Below are 20,040 nucleotides of genomic sequence, written 5' to 3'. Positions count from 1 at the left end.
GTTAAAAAATTAGAATTAATTTAGTAATTCTTCCATTACATGCTAAACATAAATCAATTTTAGGAGAAGGTTGTGAGCCTCTTACAAGAAAATCAAAAAGAACAGTTGCAAGAAATAAGTAAAACTTTAAGACAAGTAAGACAAGAAAAATCCATCCAACTCGAAGAGGTAGCACTGAAGACAAATATCCGACTAGCTTGCTTAAAAGCTCTAGATAATGAAAATTTCGATGAATTACCTGAACCTGTTTATATTCAAGGATTTATACGTCGTTATGCAGATGTCATTGGCTTAGATGGTGTAGCTTTATCTCAAACTTTTTCCCTCGAAGTTAAGACTCCACAATTTGATAGTAAGTTTAGTCAAAACTTAGAGAAGAACCAAAAATTTTCCTTACCTCTATTTATTCCTTACGCCATTTTGTTATTAGTTGCTGCTGCTGGGCTTATGTATGTACTTAATCCCCAGTTTTCCGCAGAATCTTTCGTAAAAAAATTCAACTTGGGAACACCCAAAAAACAAACAACAGCAGAATTATCTACACCTGCATCATTACCAACAGCATCATCTTCTCCATCTTCTAATCAAGAACCAATCTCAATATCTGCTCAAAATTCCCTAACTTCATTACCTGTAGTCGCATCACCCAACACCAGCCAAAATCAATCTGTAGCCGTCACTTTAGAACTTAAAGGTAAATCGTGGTTACAAGTCACAATAGACGGCAAGACGGAATTTGTGGGGGATTTAAAAAAAGGAGCGCGGAAAACCTGGACAGCTAAAAAACAGTTGACTGTTCGTTCTGGAAATGCGGGTGTTGTCTTGGTTTCTGTGAATAATAAACCTGCAACACCCCTAGGAACTCTGGGGAAAATCAAAGAAGTCACGTTCACTCCAGAAGGAAACACTCAAGGGTCAATAGTCAATAGTCAATAGTCCTTGGTGATTCTCCTATAGCACTCAGCACTATAGCTCCGGTTGGCGTAGATGCCAAGTAGTTGATTGTTCATAAGCGTAAGCTACTTGAAGAATTTGGTCTTCTCTCAGGACATTCCCAATTACTTGCAAGCCAATGGGCAAACCGTTGTCATCAAAACCACAGGGTACATTTATCCCAGGTAAACCAGCAAGATTGACGGGAATAGTCATCAGGTCATTTAAGTACATACTCAAGGGATCTGTGGTTTTTTCCCCGGCTTTAAATGCTGTAGTAGGCGCGGTAGGAGTAACTAACACATCGACTTTTTTAAACGCATTTTCAAAGTCTTGCTTAATGAGGGTGCGGACTTTTTGAGCTTTGAGATAGTAAGCATCATAATAGCCAGCAGACAGGGCATAAGTGCCAATCATAATCCGGCGTTTGACTTCTGTACCAAAGCCACTCGCGCGGGTACGAGTGTACATAGACAGTAAATTATCTGCATCAGGTGTGCGTAAGCCATATTTCACGCCATCGTAACGAGCGAGGTTAGCTGATGCTTCCGATGGAGCAATTATGTAGTAGCTAGGTAAGCCATAGCGGAAACGAGGACAAGAAATTATATGAATTTCCGCACCCAACATTTGTAATTGGTCGATCGCTTTGGTAACAGCCGCCTCAACAACGGAGTCTAAACCTTGACCAAAGGTCTCGGTAATCACCCCAATTCGCATCTTTCTTCTAGCTTTGAGGTCGGGTTTTAGGGTAGCAGCATAGTCAGGAATTTCTACTTTCAGGCTAGTAGAATCATGAGGATCATAACCGGCGATCGCTCTGAGCAAAATTGCGGTATCTTCTACAGAGCGGCTAAAAGGGCCAATTTGATCCAACGATGAAGCATAAGCCACCAAACCGTAACGGGAAACAAGCCCATAGGTTGGTTTTAAGCCGACTACACCACAGAAAGAAGCCGGTTGACGAATTGAACCACCCGTATCAGAACCAAGGGAAACAACACATTCTCCCCCGGCTACAGCTGCGGCTGAACCACCCGATGAACCACCAGGAACCCGCGTTAAATCCCACGGATTAGCTGTAACTTGGTAGGCAGAATTTTCTGTGGAACTACCCATCGCAAATTCATCTAAATTGGTTTTGCCAACCATCACAGCCCCAGCATCTAGCAGTTTCTGTGTCACTGTTGATTCATAGGGTGGCACAAAATTTTCTAAAATCCGAGAAGCGCAGGTGGTGGGAATTCCCTTGGTACACATATTATCTTTGATGCCAATAGGAATCCCTGCTAGGGAGCTAATTTCTTCGCCAGCAGCGATTTTGGCATCTACAGCACGAGCTTGCTCTAACGCCTGCTGTGCCGTTATATGCAAGAAACTGTGCAATTTCGGCTCTAATGCTTGAATTTTATCCAGAGCCTCTTGGGTAATTTCAACGGCAGAACGTTCTTTTTTAACTAGCTGTTCGTGCAACTCGCGTATGGATGCCATGACTGCTCTCTTGGTAACTCAAGTCATTGATTTTAGTACATATTGCAGGCTATTAGGAAAGTATGAAGTGGGAAATCTGAAGTCTGAACTGGAGAAATACGCGATTATCTCCCAAGCCACCAGGGCGAGTTTCGGTTATCTAGCCTCAAACTTCGATCTGAGAAGGTATTTGCTTCATACTTTATACATTCCTGTCTTACTGCTTTAAAACAGCAAGTATGTACTTGATAACCTCATGTTTGCAAATTATAAAATTTAGACTATTAACTTAGTTATAAATTTCAGTTATTGTCGTGTAAGAGGTTAGTAGTGGAACTTAGACAAGTAAACTTTTGAGTCTGGCAATTGATAGCTAATTTAATAAATATTCGGCAATTTTATTAATTTTTTTGCGGGAGAAAGGGAGATGGTCAAAATCATTACTCGTAAATATATTGGTCAAGAAAATGTCTATGACATTGGCGTAGAACAAGACCATAATTTTGTGATAAAAAACAATTTCATCGCCTCCAATTGCTTTAATAAATCTCATTCTACTGCCTATGGATATGTAACTTATCAAACTGCATATTTAAAAGCGAATTATCCATTGGAATATATGGCAGCCCTGTTAACGGCTAACAGTGGTGACACAGACAAGGTACAGAAATATATTTCTACTTGTTTGAGTATGAATATTCAAATAGAGCCGCCCGATGTTAATCGTTCTGGGGTAGATTTTACACCCGTGGGGGACAAGATTTTATTTGGATTTTCCGCAGTACGCAATGTGGGACAAAATGCGATCGCTGCCATTTTAGAAGCGCGGGAACAGGAAGGAGAGTTTAAATCACTGTCTGATTTTTGCGATCGCATTGATTTGCGGACAGTCAACCGCCGGACTTTGGAATCGCTGATTTATTGTGGAGCTTTTGACAAAATAGACACCAATCGTCACCAATTAATTAAAGACCTAGAGCTTGTTTATGATTGGGCGCAATCCCGTGCTAAAGATAAAGCCAGCGGTCAAGGTAATTTATTTGATTTATTAGGCGGATTTTCTCCTGCTACCAAAACAGTCAATAACGTCTTTGATTCTGTACCCAAAGCCCAAGCTGTACCAGATTTTCCCCCCCAGAAAAAGTTGCAGATGGAAAAAGAATTGTTGGGGTTTTATGTCTCAGATCATCCACTGAAATCAATTAAGCATTCATCGTCTATTTTAGCGCCGATTAACTTGACACAACTGAATGATCAGAAAGAAGAGACATTACTTTGTGCAGTTGTGATGTTAAATAACGTCAAAAAAGTCATGACCAAAAAAGGCGACCCAATGGCGATTTTGCAGATAGAAGATTTAACAGGACAATTAGAAGCTGTCGTCTTTCCTAAAACTTATGAACGTGTGGGTAATTCCTTAGAAGTTGATGCCAGATTAATTATTTGGGGTAAAGTCGATAGAAGAGATGATCAAGTGCAATTAATTGTGGAAGATGTCGAACCAGTAGAAACAGTTCAACTGGTGATGGTAGAGTTAACTCCTCAGCAAGCAACCACAATTGAAGAACGCCACAAATTAAGAAATATTTTGAAAGAACTTTCAGGGGATAAAGAAAATGCCAAAGTCCCTGTAATTGGAATTGTACAAACTGGCAACTCTCGTCAACTGGTTAGGTTTGGACGACAATTTTGGGTGCAAGATTCACGTTCAACTGTTTTAGCCCTACAAAATGCTAGATTTCTGGCTCATGTCAAACAATTGATCAGTAGTTGACTAGAAATTACGCAAAAAAGTGGTAAGAAAAATTACCTCAATTTAAATCACATAAACTACTTAATCTCCTACACATTGCTTCGTCAACAGTATATTGCCGTAGTAATACTGTAGTAAACTCGTTTTTTTAGTGACTTATGCGGATGATGTTTTCTGGGAGATAATGGTATTTTTTTATGCCATAGGGAGTTGGAGATTGCTAAGTGAAGGAGCCAAAGCTGGATGATTGCAAATGATTTACATCGATTTGTTTCTTATTGTAAAAAAATTCAACCCCAAACCCAAGAAGATATCAAACAGTTTTTTGAAGGGGTCATAGTTTTTCCTTACGATAAAGAACTACTTTTACAAGCTTATTTGTTTTTAAATATCAAAAGTTTGTTTCCTGAATGTTGTGAATTACTATTATTTGAAAAGTCGCCAATTTCCGATTACACTGATTTAGGCAAATGTGATTTTGTCTATCTGACATTACAAGGTAATTTGTTGCTAATCGAAACTAAATTTATTGATACCGAAGCAACAGGCGCTACCGAAAGAAAAAGACGAAATAAGCACAGAAACAAAGTATTTGAGCAAGTAATTACTTTAAAAAACAGGTTTAGTGAATATTGGGATATTAAGCTCAATCAATTAGAATGTGGTGTTTTTACTACAGATGCAGAAGTTGAATGGCGAGGTAATGATATGAATGTAATTACTAAGTCGATAGCAATTGACCAGCTAGAAAAGTGGCGAAGAAGCTACAAAAGAATCTCTTGAATATTATTTAAATCCTATTAATTTAACATTTAATTTGTATTAAACTATATTTTAATTTTATGTTAATACCAAATTCCTAGAGACGCGAAATTTCGCGTCTCTAATGTTTTTATTGCTTTTCTTTATTCTCCAAGCTCTATTTTCCAGCGATCGCGCAGAACTTTGCTATGTAAAGCGAATTTCCCATTAGTGAAAGACATAAAGGCTGTTTTACTTCTCGATTTTGACTTCTGACTCCTGAATTCTGCTGTATTGTAGCAATGTGGATATTCAGAACAACAAAACAATCTACCTCATAGGAACTACTAATGAACCGTTCAAAAATAGTTGCCATTATTACAGGTGCAATTTCTATACTGCTGGCGATCGCTTATCTAATTCTTGTGCAAATCCTAGATTATCGAGATATGCAGCCTGCTCCTATCAGTCAATTTGACTCAACAGCAGTAGTCTCAGTTATCACTAATGACGTGTTAAGGCTAATTTAGTGCATAAATATCTTGTGGTGTGGGCATCTTGTCTGCACCGGACGGGCTAGTACCGCAAGACAGAAGTCAAAAGTCAAACAGCTTATATGGCAGCCTCTGAGACGATTTGCAATGGTTTGTTTATTTACGCTGTGGTTTACTAGAAGCCCGTCCCACAATACGCTATTAGTTGGTATTTACTAAAGATAAAAGTTCTTGTGTTGTCAGACTGCGTTTTTTTTGCATTGATTCTTGCCGCACAGCATTTAAGACAGATTGAGTTTCTTCACTGTTGAGAATAATGCCGTGTTGTTGCAGCAAATTAGATAATAAATGCCGACCAGAATGTTTACCAACAACCAAACGGCGTTCGCGGCCAATTTCTTCTGGGGCAAATGGCTCGTAAGTATGGGGGTTTTGGAGAACTCCATGAGCATGAATACCTGACTCATGGGCAAAGGTATTTTCTCCGACTATTGCCTTCCACGGGGGTAAACCATAACCCGATGCTGTGGCTACCAGTTGAGATATTTCTAACAAACGCCGCGTGTCTATACTTAAATCAATCTTAGATATATGTTTAAGCGCCATGACAACTTCTTCTAAGGCGGCATTTCCGGCTCTTTCACCTAAACCGTTGACGGTAGTATTTACAGATAATGCACCAGCTTGGATACCTGCGAGAGCGTTGGCTGTCGCTAGACCAAAATCATTGTGAGTGTGCATTTCTACCGGTATGGACAAGGATGTAACTAATTTTTTTACCTTGTCGTAAGTTGTGAATGGGTCAAGAATGCCTACTGTATCACAAAAGCGAAACCGCGATGCACCCCACTCTTGAGCAGAGGAAACGACATCAAGCAGAAATTGGTCATCTGCTCTAGAAGAATCTTCTCCGCCTACAGAGACAAATAATCCTTGATCTAAAGCAAAGCTGAGACTATCTTTGAGTTTTTGTAATACGAATTGCCATTGTCCGTGAAATTTTGCCCCAATTTGAATTGCAGAGACGGGGATTGATATATGCACTCGCTTCAAACCGCAAGCGATAGAAGCTTGAATATCGGAAATAACGGCGCGGTTCCAACCTAAAAGATCAGCTTGCAAACCCAAATCAACAATTTTGGCGATCGCTTGTTGTTCGGCTTCACCCATCGCCGCAATGCCAATTTCTATTTCTGGAACACCGATGGCATCAAGAAATTTGGCGATCGCAATTTTTTCATCTAAGTTAAAAGCAACACCTGCTGCTTGCTCGCCATCACGTAATGTTGTGTCATTGATGACAACCTGATCCATTGCTGAATTTTCTCCTAAAAAAGAGATTTGTCTTCTGAGCCTGAGCTTGAATAAGTATAAGGAGAATTTGACAAAGATTTCTTCAAAAGTAAAGAGGTCTCTAACTCATACATATATGGCTTTGATGCCAGACTACTACATATTGCAGTGGCCAGCAGATATCCTTTAATTCCCACTTCCAAAGGGGTATTTAAAAGCTGTAATTGTCTCCTTCTGAATGTGGGTTCAAGTAGCAGGAAATATCTTGAAGTATCCAAGATATTTTACAGAAGATTTAAAAATTATACACAAATCTAGCCCCTATTCCACCAGTTTTTTGTTTCTCAACTATGAAAATCAGAATCTGAACTAAAATTAATCACACGCTCGATAAGATATCTTGTTCAACATCATCATTTTCTAATCATGTTTAATCAGAAGTAACAGTTCCATCTGATAAAACTTCTGTTACTTCTGATAATGTTTCATGATTAGTATGATGTCCAAAGAAGCGTGACACTAAAGGTAAAGCAATAAAAATTACTGCTAAAACTAATAAAAATGTAGAAATTCCAAAAAGCTGATTTTGCTGTATTTCTAAGACTCCACGTAAAATTACCTCTCGTAGTGCAGAAACTATGGTAATTTCAACTGCTGCACCTACTGATATTTCCTGGGTTTGTAAGTAATCAATTAGTAGGCGAAATAACTCTACAAGAATCAAAATAAACAGGATATCTGATGTTATTTCTCGCACATCTAAGGGATGCAAAAAAGAAAAAAACATATCTCCTAAGCGCATCAGCATGACGCAGAATAAACCAACACACAGAGAGATAATAATAAAGTCTTGAAATCTTTCTAGGTTATTGACAATTCTCTCTCGCTGAAACCAGCTATTAACTTCTCTAATTACACGTTTTGGCATAATTTATTTCAAGACATTAATTTACCTATTTCCATCATAGGCAATTTAAAAATAAAAACTTTAGTTAAAAAACTTATTTCTTACGATTCCCTAACAGGTATTTGAGCTATTTTGTTATCTCATTTACAGCAGAAATATAAATTCTCAAAACGTATTTTTTTTGACAATTAAAATAGGTTTTTCTGATAATATATATTTCAAGATAGTAGTTCTCAATTATTCATGAATAAAAATATCCCCAACTTATTAAAGAAGTCGGGGATAGGAAACTAACAATTTTTACACATCAAATAATCAAAGCAAAATATCCTCGTCAGTCAGGCACAACCACTTTCTCCGCAATATGATGATTCAGCGACCAACGATGGTCAACAGTCATAGATGTCACCTCACAAATCTCTTCTAGCCGTTTTTGCTGAACTGCTGCTTTGCGAAGAGTAATAATGAGTTGATTGACTTGATGTCGCAAATCGGGATTTTGATTGACGGCTAACAAGGTCTGTCTTTCTAAAAGTTGGAGAATCAATTCGTAGTGGATGGGTGACGGTAGAGGAATTTGCTCCATGTGGCTTAAATATTGCAGATGTATAATTTGTGTTATTTAGAGTTTATCTCTTGCCATGAATTGTTACATAAAAAACAAATGTTTGGTTATTGTATGGGTGTATTTAACAATTAAGTTTTAGTAAACTTAAGAGTAATCACATAAGTTAATATGTTCTTTAAAATACAATAAACAATTGATTTGTAAAAGTAGAGGCAGATAGTTTGACCTGGACTAACTTTTCGCTAAGATACGAGCGAGCGCTAATTCTGGGTCTGGTTGTTTGACTAATGATTCGCCAATTAGCACAGCACTTGCACCTGCTTGTGTGACGACACTCAAATCTTCAGGTGTATGTAAACCTGATTCGCTGACAACCAAAATATTGCGTTTCTGTAATTGTTCTCCCCTGACGGCTAAAAGTTGACAAGTTGTCTGCAAATCTACGGTGAAATCTTCAAGATTGCGATTGTTAATCCCAACTAAAGAAACACCATCTAAAGCCAATACCCGATCGAGTTCTTCTAGACTGTGGACTTCAATTAATGCTGCCATTTTTAAGGCTTGAGCAATTTTGATGAAGTACTGTAAGTCTTGGTCACTCAAAATCGCCGCAATTAATAAAACGGCATCCGCACCATGAATGCGGGCTAGATACATCTGGTAAGGATAGATAATAAAATCTTTACACAATAATGGTAAATCTACAGCGGCACGTACTTTGGCTAAGTTGTCAAAGCTGCCTTGAAAAAATTTCACATCTGTCAAAACAGAAATGCAACTAGCACCACCTTGTTGATAGGATAGGGCGATCGCTACAGGGTCAAAATCTTCGCGTAAAACGCCTTTACTGGGTGAAGCTTTTTTGACTTCGGCAATTAACGCTGGTTTAGTTTTACCTTGTTTAAGGGCGGCGATAAAATCTCGCGTTGGCGGTGCGGAGAGTGCTTGCTTTTGCAATTCGCTCAAAGGCTGCTTGTCCCGCAGTTGGTCAACTTCAACTTCTTTTTGCCAGACAATTTCTTCTAAAATATTGTTTGGTTTGGCATTTGGTACAGCAACCTGATAACGCAAGATGGATACATCTATAGCTGGGCTAGGTGAACGGCGACGGATTTGCATAGAAGTATGAAGTGTGAAGTATGAAGTGTGAAGTATGAAGTGGGAAGTATGAAGTGTGAAGTATGAAGTGGGAAATTTATATTTCATACTTCTGACTTCATCCTTCATACTTTTGTTAAGCTACTGCCCGTTTATAGGCTTCATCTAGAACTTCCGAGAGGGTTGGGTGGGCGTGAACTAGATGGGCGAGGGTGTGGACAGATTGACGGTTGGCAATGGCGGCGGAGGCTTCGTGAATCAAGTCGGAGGCGTGCATCCCAAAGATGTGAACACCTAAAACCTCGCCTGTATCTTGGCGATAGATTACCTTAGCGATACCGTCGGCTTCGTTTTCTGCCAACGCCTTAGAGTTGCCTTTGAAGTAACTCTTACTAGTCCCAACGGTAAAACCTTCTGTTTGTCCCAATTCTTTAGCAGCGGTTTCAGTTAAGCCGACATAGCTAACTTCTGGGTGAGTGAAGGCGGCGGCGGGGATGCTGCGATAATCGATGGTACGCGATCGCCCAACGATATTTTCTACAGCAACAATACCTTGAGCAGAAGCCGCATGAGCCAGCATCATTTTGCCATTGGCATCACCAATTGCCCAAAGATGCGGCACAACTTCACCTGCACTTAATACCGCCAGGCGATCGTCTACAGGGATAAAATTCCGTCTGTCTAATTCCACCCCAACAGATTCCAAACCGAGGTTTTGGGTTGCGGGGATGCGTCCGGTCGCCACCAGACAAGCATCGACTTCGATGACTTCTAAATCTTCTTTGGTTTTGAAATCAGCTAATTCAATTACCACCGGCGAACCGGGAATAACTTTTTTAGCGTAAATACCAACTTTAGTTTCAATATCGCGGGGGGTAATTAATACCCGTTCCGCGAGTTTGGCAATATCGCGGTCAAACCCTGGCATTAACTGGTCTAGGGCTTCAATCATTGTGATTTCACAGCCCAATGCCGAATATACATCCGAAAATTCTAAGCCGATGTAACCACTACCAATAATTGCCACCCAAGGCGGTAGAGATTCCAGCTTGACACCTTGGTCACTAGTAAAGACAGTTTTGCCATCAACGTCAATTCCTGGCGGGACAAAGGGAATTGAACCAGGAGAAAGAATAATATCCTTCGCGGTGATGGTTTTTTCACTCCCATCCCCAGTGACAGTAATTTTCTGTGTCCCAGCGATTCTGCCCCAACCCCGGATAATATCTACTCCCAGACGCTTCAGGCTGTTGGTTAAATCGCCTTGAATTTTCGAGACTAAATTACCCGCATGATTGGCGATCGCTTGGCGATCAAATTCCACATTGCCAATTTGAATGCCCAGTGACTTGAGGTGGTGGGCATTACGTAACTCCCGCACACGTCCAGCTGCTGCCAGCAACGCCTTTGATGGAATACAGCCCCTGTTAACACAGGTTCCCCCCATGTCAGCTGCTTCAATAATCGCTGTTTTCAGACCGCAGCTTACCGCGTGTAGGGCAGCGCCATGTCCGCCTACACCAGCGCCAATAATTACTAAATCGTAATCAAATCCATGACTCACGTTAGTTTCCCCGTGTGCTTCGCCTATTTATTCTCAACTTGACTAGCTATCCTGACAACCCATTGAGAGTTGGGAACGGCTAAATCAACTATTATCATTCACGCTAACAAGCTAAGAGATAAATTTCTTGACAAGTTTAGTAAACATTATTCACTTATTGAATTTTATACTGATATGGCTAATTTTTTGGAGAAAGGTATAATAACTGATTCAGGTTGTCATACCAATTTTGCATTTTGGTTTCACAATCTTTACCATCTAACAGTTCCCAAAATCTCGAACAGGAAAATTTATCACAACTTGGTAGCAAAACTTCTGGTTTTGATTTGGGGAACTTGCTTATACTGTGATTCATCAATACATTGGATAATTAAACCTAGATAATTAGTATTAGAAAATACTCGTAGTCAATAGGAGCAATAAACTACTATTGACGTAAATATTTTGTCTTCTGCTTTCTTGTACTAGTATCGTATTGTGGGAAATTTCAGTAACAGCCTGATGGTTATGACTGGGAATTTAAAATCGGTATCAGCCGAAAAGCCAACCTGGATCTAAAATTCATTTACGCCTAGGATTTTTGCACTTCATCCGCCCGATGTCTATTCCCAAAATCAGTGAATTTACCATCCGTCGTTATGCTAACGCCAAGTCTTACCAACGCGGTGAGGCTTATTTTGAGTCAGGGGCTGTGGATACCATCACTCGACGCGGTAATTTGTTACACGCAGAAGTTGATGGTAGTGAGGCTAGACCTTATCGTGTCAGCCTCAATTTTGAGGGTCATAGTTTAACCTCGGCAAATTGTACCTGTGCCTACAATTTTGACGGATGGTGTAAACACATTGTGGCAACTATGCTTGTTTTTGTCCGCCAGCCAGAAATTATTGAGCATCGCCCGACATTAGAGCAATTATTAGATCGGCTAGATCATGTGCAAACTCAAAGGCTAGTGCAAGAATTAGTCGCCGAACAGCCCCAATTGATCGAGACGATTGATCGTCATGTCATCTGGATGACCAATCCTGCGCCCCAAGGAAAAAAGCTCAAATCTGTGCGCCAGAAGACCATTGATACCCATCCGGTACGGCGGCAAGTGCGGCAGATTATCCACGATGGTGTGCGCTATTTGGAGGATGGCTGTGAAGAAGACCCAATTTCGGAAGAATTGTTGAGTCTGATTCAATCTGCTGTAGATTTAAGTGAACGGGGAGAAGGGAATAAAGCGATCGCTGTTTTAGAAGCAATTACTTCTACCTGTATTGAAAATTGGTATGAAGTCGCTGAGTATGGTGTTGAATATGATGAAATTGCTTGGGAATTGAATAATGCTTGGTGTGAAGCCATTTTGACGGCGGAACTTACTGATGAGGAAACAGTTGACATCCAGGTAAATTTAGAAGTCTGGCAAGATGAATGGGATGTTGATTTTGGGTTAAGTTTAGATGCTTTGCGCCAAGGTTGGGATTACCCGCCGCTAGTGGCAGTTTTGCAAGGCAAGATGAGCGAAAGAGGCGTATGGGAAGCAAAAATTCCCGATTATGCCGATGATTTAGCTTTAATTCGCCTGAAAATTCTCGAACGGCAAGAACGTTATCAAGAATATTTATATCTGGCGGAGGCGGAAGGGCAAACCCGGCAATATTTAACGATGTTGGGCAGACTTGGCAGGGTAGAAGAAGCTTTAGCAGCTGCCAAAACTGAAATGAACTCAATGGAAGAAGCCTTTGCTTTGGGGAAAACCTTGCAAGAACAGGGCGCATTGCCACAAGCTTTACATATTGCTCAAATTGGCTTGCAGTTACAAGGAAATTGTCAATATGACTTGGGTTTGTGGACAAGTGATTTAGCCCAGCAGTTGGGAGATCAAACCACAGCTTTACAAGCCAAAAAAATAGCCTTTCAGGCACACCCGTCCTTAGAGGAATACCAACGTATTCAAGATTTGGCTGGGGAAGAATGGGCAAGGGTCAAACCTGACTTGTTAAAAATGCTGCGGGTTGAGATTAGTTGGCAAACTGCACCAGTCAAGGTTGATATTTTCTTACATGAGGGATTAATTGATGATGCGATTGCGATCGCCAATGAACTAAATATCTATCATGCTGATATCATTCATCGGGTGATGGATGCTGCCATTCCCCATCGTCCTGAATGGGTGATTACTCATGCTTGTCGTCGTGCAGAAGCAATTATGGATGCCGGTAAAGCTGAATATTATGATGCCGCAGTCGATTGGCTCAAAAAAGCCCGCGCTGCCTACTTAGCATCAGATAAACAAGTTGACTGGTCAAATTATCATACAAAATTAATGGCAATCCATGCACGTAAGCGCAAGTTGATGGGAATGTTGCAGGGAAGAGACATGGAGTAATTCATGGAATGGGAAATATAGGTAGTAAGGCTAAATAAATTTGTTGGTTACTACCTGTATGTTCTATTTATTATTCCGTGACTTATTCAAAGTTAGACAATCTCAATCCACCACAAAACAGCAACTCCCTAATCTCAGAACACCACTGATTTTGATTAGTTGTACCTTAGCTATAGGTTTTGTTGACATTACTAGCTATTTTGTAGTCAGAAAGTTAATTCTTCAACAACTTCAAGAAAAAGCGCTACTGCAAGTTAATCAAGGAACTGATGAAATTGATCAATGGTTAGCCACTTGCTCTACGACAATTCAGACTATTGCGAATACAGACTTAGCGCGTTCCTTAAACTGGAAATTGCTGGAACCTTTGTTAAACTCAGAAGTTAAGCGCACTGAGGATTTTTTTAAAATCTCACTATCCCTACCAGATGGTTCTTACTACAACACCGAAGTAGGTAAAAGCAATAGCAGCAACAATGATCGGGATTTTATTCAAAAAGCACTGGCCGGAGAAGTTAATATATCAGATCCCTTCATCAGTCGAAGTACGGGGATTCCTTCTGTGGCGATCGCGGCACCAATTCGCCAAAGTTATAATCCTAGCAGTCGTCCCATTGCCGTTTTAAATGGCAGTTTGAAGGTAGATCGAATTACCCAAGTAGTCAACAAACTGCACTACGGTAAGGGTAGTTATGCGTTTGCACTTAACTCCAAGGGAGAACCAATTATTCATCCCCAGGTGATGTCAACGCAAGAAAAACCTGCTCCCAGTTTTCTCAATTCAAGTGACTCTAGCTTGGCGGCGCTGGCTAGGCGGATGGTAAACAAAGAGCAACGAATTGAACTAATTTCCATTGATGGGACGCACAAATATGTTGCTTATGTTCACCTCAAACAAGCAAATTGGTCAATAGCACTGGTGATACCGCGGGAAAACATCGAATCTCAACTAAAAGCCTTGAATTTACTGGCTTCCATCTTGGGTGGACTACTGGTGGTTGCATTCATTATCAGTTGGCGGCAGATACAACTATCTAATAAAGCCAAAATCCAGGTGGTGATGCTAAGTCAACAACAAAAAACATTGCAACAGCAAGCGCAAGAATTAAAGCAAGCTTTCAAAGAATTGCAACAAACTCAAGCTCAGTTAATTCAAGCGGAAAAAATGTCTAGTTTAAGTCAGTTAGTCGCCGGAGTTGCCCACGAAATTAATAACCCGGTGAGTTTTATTTATAGTAATCTCACTCCTGCCCAAGAATATATTGCAGATTTGCTCAGAGTTGTGCAACTTTATCAACATCACTATCCTGAACCAGTGGCAGAAATTCAAGATGAGTCTGAAGCAATTGAATTAGATTTCTTAATAGAAGATTTGCCCAATTTACTCACTTCGATGAAAGCTGGTGCGGAAAGAATTAAAAAAATTGTTTTGTCTCTGCGAAACTTTTCCCGCTTAGATGAGGCAGAAATGAAGATGGTAAATATCCATGAAGGTATTGATAGTACACTCATGTTTTTAGAAAGCCGTCTCAAGGCTACGCCCAATCATCCAGAAATTGAAGTTATCAAAGAATATGCTGTTCTCCCACTGGTAGAATGCTTCGCCGGAGAACTCAATCAGGTGTTTATCAATCTGCTTACCAATGCGATTGATGCTATAGAAGAGTCATTTATTCATCCTCAATATTTGCATTCAGATCCAGACAACCGTAAAGGTGAAATTAGGATTAAAACTGAAATTGCTGCTGACAAACAAATAATTGTGCGGATTATTGATAATGGTGTGGGGATTCCAGAAAATTTGCAAAAACAAGTATTTAATCCCTTTTTTACGACTAAACCTGTGGGTAAAGGTACAGGCTTGGCTTTATCTATTAGTTATCAAATTGTGACGGAAAAACATCAAGGAAAATTGCAATATAATTCTACTGTTGGTCAAGGTACAGAATTTGTGATGACAATTCCCTTAAGTCAGCAAGCTGCTTAACAATCTCGCCAAAATTTTTGGTCATTTGTCATACGACAAATGACCAAAGACCCTAAATCTTGGAGCGCACAAACTTTTCTAACCTATCCAAGCCCTTTTCAATGGTAGTTAAATCGGTGGCATAGGAAAGGCGAATGTTATTATCTGCACCAAAGGCAATTCCGGGAATGACTGCAACTTGATGTTCTTCAATCAAAGCGTCGCAAAAATCTAAGGATTTCAGTCCGGTTTTGCTGATGTCGGGAAACAGATAAAAAGCACCATCTGGTTTGGGACAATTTAGGCCAGGAATGGCATTAATTCTCTCTAACATCACTTGTCGCCGTTTGGTAAAAGCTTGGAGCATTTCTGCTACACAGTCTTGAGAATCTTGTAAGGCGGCGATCGCTCCATATTGAGCAAAGGTACAAACGTTAGATGTACTATGCCCTTGAATGGAATTGGCGGCTTTAATAATTTCTATTGGCCCGGCTAAGTAACCCAAGCGCCAACCTGTCATGGAGTAAGCTTTCGCAAATCCGTTACTAATGAAGGTACGCTGAAAAATTTCTTGACCGAGAGAACCAATGCTAACGTGTTCTGCACCGTCGTAGAGAATTTTTTCGTAAATCTCATCGGAAACTACATAGATATCTGCATCAACTACTACTTGCGCCAAAGCTTTAATTTCCTCTGGCGTATACACCATCCCTGTGGGGTTAGATGGAGAATTGAGGACAAATAACTTAGTTTTGGGGGTAATGGCTTGGCGCAGTTGTTCTGGTGTAATTTTATAGCCAGTAGTAACATCTGTGTTGACAATTACGGATACACCACCAGCCAAAGTTACCATTTCGGGATAACTCAGCCAATAGGGAGCCGGAATAATCACCTCATCACCAGGATCGATGAGTGCCAATATCAAGTTGTACAAAGAATGCTTCCCGCCATTGGTGACGATGACATTTTCTGCCTTGTAATCTAAACCATTATCAGTTTTCAGCTTCTGGGCGATCGCTTCCCTTAACTTTGGTTCTCCAGCTGCGGGGCCATACTTGGTTTTGCCTTCTTCCAAAGCTTTTGCTGCTGCGGCTTTAATATGCGCTGGTGTGTCAAAATCCGGTTCGCCAGCGCTAAAACTACAAACATCTATACCTTCTGCCTTCATGGCCTTAGCTTTAGCTGCGATCGCTAAGGTTAAAGAAGGTTTTACCTGACTTACTCTTGCTGCCAGTTTCATTCTTACTTATTCTTTGGCAAATCTCTCACTTATCTTAGGATATCCCAGAAACTCTACCGAGTTTTGCCTTTGGTTAAATTCCTTTGCATCTGATAGTACGCATTTTTAACCTTTTGTTGTCAAAAATAAATTTGCACTTACATGAAAATACTCAGCAAGCGCTTCTGCCTCTGCTTGATTAATCGTGCGATCGCCATTTAAGATTTCCTGCACAAACTCCAATGATCCAAAAGTCTCAGCTAATACTTCTGGAGAAATATCGCGTGCGTCCATTAGATGGACTAACATCGAATGTGGTGTACCTTGAGGGATTGGATAATGGGTTTCTTCAAATTTCTCAATTAATGTTACTAACAGTTCTAATAGTATTTCTTCTTCTGGTATACGATTGGCACGATGTTCTAAGTCTTGGACAAGAGCTATTGCTTGTTCATTTTCTTCATCTGTAGTAATTGTTTTTGGTTGATACTGGGCTAGTAATTTACCGTAGGATTCAGGATTAAAAGTACGGGTCATTTTTCCATTTATCCTTATCATATTCGGCATGAGTCATAACATATTTAATGTAGATTCTTTGACCCTAGTAAACAACATCAACAATTAAGCGATAATTGTTTCCTTTTATATTAAATACAGTGAAGTTACCAACGGCTTCTGCTTTTGGATAAATAGCCTGAACTTCTACCAAATTTTTCCATTCAGCCTTAGTTGCTACCCTATACCAATCATAAAGTGCTTCCCTTACATCTGTGTGTACATCACAGAAATCTCGCAAAATTCTGCGGCTAATCACACACATTTAAATTTCTTTAATTGTCTGGACATTTTTACCTCGCTATAAAGCTAAATATTATGCTTTGAGTCTATCATCCAAAATTAATCGCTAAACATTTGCACAGCATAAATTTGACCGTTTTTGCCAATTGCTACACCATAGCCAAATTTTTTGTATTCACGGGTGAGGAGGTTTTCCCGATGACTATTGCTGTACATCCAACCGCGTTGAAAATCTTCAACTGTGCCGTAAGTTAATCCTAAACCTTGCACATTATCTTTAATAATATTCTCACCAACTGCAACACGCCGATTACCGCTAACGGCAATATAGCGATCGCGGGGATTTTTCCCATCAAGGGAAATATGATTAAAATATTGCCGTTCCAGCATATCTTGGGCGTGGAGTTGTGCTGCTAGTGAAAGTGAAGAGTCGGCTGTTAAAGGTTTTAAATTATTGATTGTGCGATCGCGATTTACCAATTCTAAGGCAAACTTGCTTAACTCTGGCTGAGAACGCAATTGTGCTGCATTCCAAATGGTGACTTTTGGCTGGCCAATTTTCCAATCAGCGCCACCATTACCGTTATAAAGACCTTGTTTGAGCAGTCCAAAAGGAGAAAGTTCTGTCCAAAAGTAATTAATATCTAGTGGGTGTCCCCGCAAAGCCTGGTGGATAAAATAGGTAGTTGGCCTAAATGCCAAAAGCACTGTAAATAAAACAATGTATCTCCACCAAACGTTGACTTTGCTTTTTGTATCCATTGTCTTGATTCAAGGTGAGGGATGCACAAACCACTAAACTAGTTTTACATCTGCGTACTGACTAATTACGTAAAAATTTAGCACTTGTTTAACCTTGATAGAGACGCTGCAATGCAACGCCTCTACTTTTTCTCAACCACCGACATGAATTCCTGGTCGCCTGTGGGGATTTTTTTCGGCTCGACGGACTACTTCACGAGTGACTACAGCAATATCACCTTCACCAAACAAGATAAATCGCAGTAAATATTGAATAGGATTTCCTTCCACCCAGCCGAAGTAGGCATGAGGAATTTTCCCAGTTTGGTCACGAATATACAGTAGCAAAGCGGCGATCGCATTGGGTACTGCGGCACTCTCAGCCCGTAAAATCCGATAATCACCAACTTGTACGCCTTTAACGCGAATTACCTCAGCAAAGTCTGACGCATCAGATATCCGAATCTCTAGAAAGATAATGGGATCTGTCGGCGGAATGTGGTTATCTTCCCGTACCTCTTTTTCCTTTAACAAATATTCTTGTTCATCACCTACATTTAATCGATTAGCAATGATGCGGATTGCACCTTGGCTTTCTTCGGCAATGAATTGGCGGGCATTTTCATCAACTTCTATTTGTTCTACTCGTAATTCTGTCGAGCGCCAAACGCGGGAAACTAGGGAAGTAAAAATGATGGCACCAATGAAGAACGCCGCGATTTTAATCCCTTCTGGTCTCTCAATGATATTCACAATGGTCGTATAGATAAAAACCAGTGTGATTAATGCAAAAATCAGTCTTCCCTTGGGAGAGCGTTGACGATGGGCTGATAGGGTAACAGCAAAGGCGGCGGAGCTAATTAATACCAACACACCCGTTGCATAAGCACCACCCTGTGCCTCTACATTAGCCCGGAAAATCACTGTCACCACAAAGGCAATAGTTATATAAACCAATACCAAAGGTCTGGTTAATAGCGCCCAACTTGGTGCCATGCCATAACGTGGTAAATAGCGAGGCACAATATTTAGTAGTCCTGCCATTGCGGATGCACCAGCAAACCACAAAATAGAGATGGTGCTTAAATCATAGATTGTGCCAAAGCCATTACCCAAATAAAGATGTGCTAGATAAGCAAGGGCGCGGCCATTGGCTTTACCTCCTGTGGCAAATTCTGCGGTAGGAATCAACAGAGTAGTGACAAAACTGCTGGTGAGTAAAAAGAAGCTCATAATCACAGCAGCAGCAGTTAGAAGCTTGCGGGTATTTTGAATTCTTCCTCTGGGCATTTCTGGGGTATCGCTACTGCTACCTTGGACAAGGGGCATCACAGTTACGCCAGTCTCAAACCCAGACAAACCCAAGGCCAGCTTAGGAAACAAGAGGATAGCTAGGCCGATGACGGCAAAGAAATTAGAATGACGGGCGAAAAGTGCTGTTTGCCAGTTAGCGATCGCACCTGGGTTCAGGGCAATCTGATATAAGCCAATACTGATCACAACCAAATTCAGCAGCAGATAAACTGCCACCAAAAATACTGCAATTCCAATCGCTTCTTTAAAACCTCTCAGGAACACTGCACCAAGTAAAGCAATTAACATCAATGTGATAGCAATACTCTGACTGTGCAGCAAAGTCGGGGTGAGAGGATTTTCGATGATGTGGGCTGTGGCATCAGCAGCAGACAGCGTAATTGTAATAATAAAGTCAGTTGCCACAAAGCCTAGTAAACACAGTACTAATAATTTGCCTTGCCACCAAGAAAGCAAATGCTCCAGCATAGCAATAGAACCTTCGCCATGTGGGCTTTTAGCAGCAATCCGGCGGTAGATTGGCAACGCACCAAAAAGTGTCAGTAAAACCAAAATGAAAGTAGCAATAGGAGAAAGCGCGCCTGCCGCCAGTGCGGCAATTCCCGGTTGATAGCCAAGGGTAGAGAAATAATCTACACCCGTTAAGCACATAACCTGCCACCAAGGATGCTGACGGTGTGCTTCTTCCTTTTGGTAAGGCCCTTCCTTCTCGCGGCGGTTTTCTGCCAGCAGCCAGCGGATAAACCGTCTATTGAGCCGTTTTGTTGAGAACATTGATTTAGCCATCAAATCGGATTTTGTGACAAA

General features: G+C 40.6%; 16 protein-coding genes and 1 pseudogene. 6 read left to right on the top strand and 11 right to left on the bottom strand.

Going from position 1 to position 20,040, the window contains the following annotated elements; translation table 11 throughout:
* The first annotated feature begins 72 nt into the window (after nucleotides 1-72).
* Nucleotides 73-936: a helix-turn-helix domain-containing protein gene (locus tag IQ244_RS15340; RefSeq protein WP_193895484.1), complete on the top strand. Its 864-nt coding sequence runs from the start codon at nucleotides 73-75 to the stop codon at nucleotides 934-936.
* Nucleotides 937-966: 30 nt separating this feature from the next.
* Here the strand turns inward: IQ244_RS15340 and gatA are convergent, their stop codons facing one another.
* The gene (gene gatA / locus IQ244_RS15335) at nucleotides 967-2,424 is read right to left on the bottom strand and encodes an Asp-tRNA(Asn)/Glu-tRNA(Gln) amidotransferase subunit GatA (protein WP_193895482.1); all 1,458 of its coding nucleotides are present in this window, start codon (nucleotides 2,422-2,424) and stop codon (nucleotides 967-969) included.
* Nucleotides 2,425-2,830: 406 nt separating this feature from the next.
* Between gatA and IQ244_RS15330 the strand changes: the two genes are divergently transcribed.
* The 3 genes from IQ244_RS15330 to IQ244_RS15320 all read left to right on the top strand — a co-directional run bounded on the left by IQ244_RS15330 (nucleotide 2,831) and on the right by IQ244_RS15320 (nucleotide 5,427).
* On the top strand, nucleotides 2,831-4,177 hold the full coding sequence (locus IQ244_RS15330; protein WP_193895480.1) for an OB-fold nucleic acid binding domain-containing protein: 1,347 nt from the start codon (nucleotides 2,831-2,833) through the stop codon (nucleotides 4,175-4,177).
* Nucleotides 4,178-4,399: 222 nt separating this feature from the next.
* Entirely contained in the window at nucleotides 4,400-4,939 is a 540-nt protein-coding gene (locus tag IQ244_RS15325; protein WP_193895479.1) for a hypothetical protein, read from the top strand.
* A 308-nt stretch (nucleotides 4,940-5,247) separates the two neighbouring features.
* Complete coding sequence (locus IQ244_RS15320) at nucleotides 5,248-5,427, top strand: hypothetical protein (RefSeq protein WP_193895477.1); 180 nt, start codon at nucleotides 5,248-5,250, stop codon at nucleotides 5,425-5,427.
* 165 nt (nucleotides 5,428-5,592) lie between these two features.
* Here the strand turns inward: IQ244_RS15320 and nifV are convergent, their stop codons facing one another.
* The 5 genes from nifV to lpdA all read right to left on the bottom strand — a co-directional run bounded on the left by nifV (nucleotide 5,593) and on the right by lpdA (nucleotide 10,821).
* Nucleotides 5,593-6,705, bottom strand: coding sequence for a homocitrate synthase (gene nifV, locus IQ244_RS15315; RefSeq protein ID WP_193895475.1), 1,113 nt, complete (start codon nucleotides 6,703-6,705; stop codon nucleotides 5,593-5,595).
* Nucleotides 6,706-7,114: 409 nt separating this feature from the next.
* Nucleotides 7,115-7,612 carry a phosphate-starvation-inducible PsiE family protein gene (locus IQ244_RS15310; RefSeq protein ID WP_193895473.1) on the bottom strand — a complete coding sequence of 166 codons (498 nt, stop codon included), beginning with the start codon at nucleotides 7,610-7,612 and terminating at the stop codon, nucleotides 7,115-7,117.
* 313 nt (nucleotides 7,613-7,925) lie between these two features.
* Complete coding sequence (locus IQ244_RS15305; RefSeq protein WP_193895471.1) at nucleotides 7,926-8,177, bottom strand: DUF5340 domain-containing protein; 252 nt, start codon at nucleotides 8,175-8,177, stop codon at nucleotides 7,926-7,928.
* A gap of 213 nt (nucleotides 8,178-8,390) precedes the next feature.
* Nucleotides 8,391-9,278 carry an indole-3-glycerol phosphate synthase TrpC gene (trpC, locus tag IQ244_RS15300; protein ID WP_193895469.1) on the bottom strand — a complete coding sequence of 296 codons (888 nt, stop codon included), beginning with the start codon at nucleotides 9,276-9,278 and terminating at the stop codon, nucleotides 8,391-8,393.
* 115 nt (nucleotides 9,279-9,393) lie between these two features.
* Nucleotides 9,394-10,821: a dihydrolipoyl dehydrogenase gene (lpdA, locus tag IQ244_RS15295; protein ID WP_193895467.1), complete on the bottom strand. Its 1,428-nt coding sequence runs from the start codon at nucleotides 10,819-10,821 to the stop codon at nucleotides 9,394-9,396.
* Between the two features lie 598 nt (nucleotides 10,822-11,419).
* Between lpdA and IQ244_RS15290 the strand changes: the two genes are divergently transcribed.
* Together IQ244_RS15290 and IQ244_RS15285 are read left to right on the top strand one after the other, a co-directional pair.
* Nucleotides 11,420-13,195, top strand: a complete 1,776-nt coding sequence (locus IQ244_RS15290; RefSeq protein ID WP_193895465.1) for an SWIM zinc finger domain-containing protein — start codon at nucleotides 11,420-11,422, stop codon at nucleotides 13,193-13,195.
* A gap of 58 nt (nucleotides 13,196-13,253) precedes the next feature.
* Entirely contained in the window at nucleotides 13,254-15,182 is a 1,929-nt protein-coding gene (locus IQ244_RS15285) for a sensor histidine kinase (RefSeq protein ID WP_193895463.1), read from the top strand.
* 52 nt (nucleotides 15,183-15,234) lie between these two features.
* On the opposite strand, the gene IQ244_RS15280 is transcribed toward IQ244_RS15285, so the two are convergent.
* From IQ244_RS15280 to IQ244_RS15255, 5 genes and pseudogenes are all read right to left on the bottom strand, one after another.
* Nucleotides 15,235-16,401 carry a pyridoxal phosphate-dependent aminotransferase gene (locus IQ244_RS15280; RefSeq protein WP_193895461.1) on the bottom strand — a complete coding sequence of 389 codons (1,167 nt, stop codon included), beginning with the start codon at nucleotides 16,399-16,401 and terminating at the stop codon, nucleotides 15,235-15,237.
* 105 nt (nucleotides 16,402-16,506) lie between these two features.
* Nucleotides 16,507-16,917 (bottom strand): helix-turn-helix domain-containing protein, encoded by a 411-nt coding sequence (locus IQ244_RS15275; protein WP_193895459.1) that lies wholly within the window; start codon nucleotides 16,915-16,917, stop codon nucleotides 16,507-16,509.
* Nucleotides 16,901-17,200, bottom strand: a pseudogene (locus tag IQ244_RS15265) (type II toxin-antitoxin system HigB family toxin). Before IQ244_RS15265 ends, IQ244_RS15275 begins: the two are co-directional and overlap by 17 nt.
* A 77-nt stretch (nucleotides 17,201-17,277) precedes the next feature.
* Complete coding sequence (locus IQ244_RS15260) at nucleotides 17,278-17,940, bottom strand: CAP domain-containing protein (RefSeq protein WP_193895455.1); 663 nt, start codon at nucleotides 17,938-17,940, stop codon at nucleotides 17,278-17,280.
* A 132-nt stretch (nucleotides 17,941-18,072) separates the two neighbouring features.
* Nucleotides 18,073-20,019: an amino acid transporter gene (locus IQ244_RS15255; protein WP_193895501.1), complete on the bottom strand. Its 1,947-nt coding sequence runs from the start codon at nucleotides 20,017-20,019 to the stop codon at nucleotides 18,073-18,075.
* Nucleotides 20,020-20,040: the final 21 nt, after the last annotated feature.

The organism is Nostoc sp. LEGE 06077 (assembly GCF_015207705.1).
GTDB lineage: Bacteria > Cyanobacteriota > Cyanobacteriia > Cyanobacteriales > Nostocaceae > Nostoc_B.
Note: the sequence above shows the minus strand (reverse complement) of the source record. Positions and strands in the feature narration are given on the sequence as shown.

Bases quoted from the DNA above. Each gene is read 5' to 3' on its own strand.
- IQ244_RS15260 (WP_193895455.1), bottom strand. From the start codon at position 17,940: ATGGATACAAAAAGCAAAGTCAACGTTTGGTGGAGATACATTGTTTTA.
- IQ244_RS15325 (WP_193895479.1), top strand. From the start codon at position 4,400: ATGATTGCAAATGATTTACATCGATTTGTTTCTTATTGTAAAAAAATT.
- IQ244_RS15330 (WP_193895480.1), top strand. From the start codon at position 2,831: ATGGTCAAAATCATTACTCGTAAATATATTGGTCAAGAAAATGTCTAT.
- IQ244_RS15255 (WP_193895501.1), bottom strand. From the start codon at position 20,019: ATGGCTAAATCAATGTTCTCAACAAAACGGCTCAATAGACGGTTTATC.
- trpC (WP_193895469.1), bottom strand. From the start codon at position 9,278: ATGCAAATCCGTCGCCGTTCACCTAGCCCAGCTATAGATGTATCCATC.
- IQ244_RS15285 (WP_193895463.1), top strand. From the start codon at position 13,254: ATGTTCTATTTATTATTCCGTGACTTATTCAAAGTTAGACAATCTCAA.
- nifV (WP_193895475.1), bottom strand. From the start codon at position 6,705: ATGGATCAGGTTGTCATCAATGACACAACATTACGTGATGGCGAGCAA.
- gatA (WP_193895482.1), bottom strand. From the start codon at position 2,424: ATGGCATCCATACGCGAGTTGCACGAACAGCTAGTTAAAAAAGAACGT.
- IQ244_RS15310 (WP_193895473.1), bottom strand. From the start codon at position 7,612: ATGCCAAAACGTGTAATTAGAGAAGTTAATAGCTGGTTTCAGCGAGAG.
- IQ244_RS15305 (WP_193895471.1), bottom strand. From the start codon at position 8,177: ATGGAGCAAATTCCTCTACCGTCACCCATCCACTACGAATTGATTCTC.
- IQ244_RS15320 (WP_193895477.1), top strand. From the start codon at position 5,248: ATGAACCGTTCAAAAATAGTTGCCATTATTACAGGTGCAATTTCTATA.
- IQ244_RS15280 (WP_193895461.1), bottom strand. From the start codon at position 16,401: ATGAAACTGGCAGCAAGAGTAAGTCAGGTAAAACCTTCTTTAACCTTA.
- IQ244_RS15290 (WP_193895465.1), top strand. From the start codon at position 11,420: ATGTCTATTCCCAAAATCAGTGAATTTACCATCCGTCGTTATGCTAAC.
- IQ244_RS15275 (WP_193895459.1), bottom strand. From the start codon at position 16,917: ATGACCCGTACTTTTAATCCTGAATCCTACGGTAAATTACTAGCCCAG.